Genomic DNA, 1,109 nt, shown 5'->3' on the forward strand with positions numbered 1-1,109 from the left:
GTCACCGCTCAGATCGGTCCGCAGCACCAGCGTGTTGACGAAGAACCCCGCCAACCCCTCCAGCGCCGCATCCCCGCGCCCCGCCACCGCCGTACCGATCGGGATGTCCTTCCCCGCACCCATCCGGGACAGCAGTGCGGAGATGGCGGCGTGCATCACCATGAACATCGTCGCCCCGCCCCGTTGGGCGAGCTCCGTGAGCCGGGCGTGGGTCTCTGCGGTGATCTGGATCGGCACTTCGCCGCCGCGGAAGGAGGCCACCGCCGGCCGGGGCCGGTCGGCCGGAAGGACCAGCTCCTGCGGCGCGCCGGCCAGCGCCTCGCGCCAGTAGCCGAGCTGGCCGCTGATCACGCTGTCCGGGTCGTCGAGGTCACCCAGCACCTCACGCTGCCACAGCGCGTAGTCCGCGTACTGCACCGGCAGGGGCTTCCAGCCGGGCGCCCCGCCCGCCCGCCGGGCCGCGTAAGCCACCCCGATCTCCCGGCCCAGCACACCCATCGACCAGCCATCGACCGCGATGTGATGCGCCACGATCAACAGCACGTACTCCACCGGCCCCATCTTCAACAACCGGATCCGCCACGGCAGATCGACGCTCAGGTCAAAGCCCCGCCCGGCATAGCCGCCGAGCACCTCCCGCAGGTGTTCCTCCGCGGTCTCCACCACGACCAGCGGCGGCCGGCCCGCCTCGCCCTCCAGCACCTGCTGCCGCGGTTCGCCATCGGTCTCAGGGAAAACCGTGCGCAGGCTCTCATGCCGGTCGGCGACATCCCCGAGCGCCGCCTCCAACGCGGCCACATCGAGCTCGCCGGAGAGCCGCAGCGCCAGCGGCAAGTTGTAGCCCGCACCGTCGCCGATGCCTTCGAGGCGGTTGAGGAACCACATCCGCTGCTGGGCGTACGACAGCGGCAGCACCTCCGGCCGCGGCCGCGGCGTCAGCGCCTGCTGGACGGTGCCGTCCCCCTCCGTACCGTCCAGCAGGCGGGCCACGCCGGCGACCGTCGGGGCGGTGAACAGGGCGCGGATGCTGACCTCGGCGCCGAGCTCCGACCGGATCCGGGCGATGAGCTTCATGGCGAGGATCGAGTCGCCGCCGAGGTCGAAGAACG

At 72.0% G+C, this 1,109-nt stretch carries 1 protein-coding gene; it reads right to left on the bottom strand.

The window, feature by feature from the left end; all coding sequences use genetic code 11:
• Positions 1-1,109: condensation domain-containing protein (locus ACTWP8_RS38165; protein ID WP_443326640.1), on the bottom strand; the 1,109-nt coding region annotated here is incomplete at both ends.

This window comes from Streptomyces sp. 7N604 (genome assembly GCF_052245475.1).
Classification (GTDB): Bacteria; Actinomycetota; Actinomycetes; order Streptomycetales; family Streptomycetaceae; genus Streptomyces.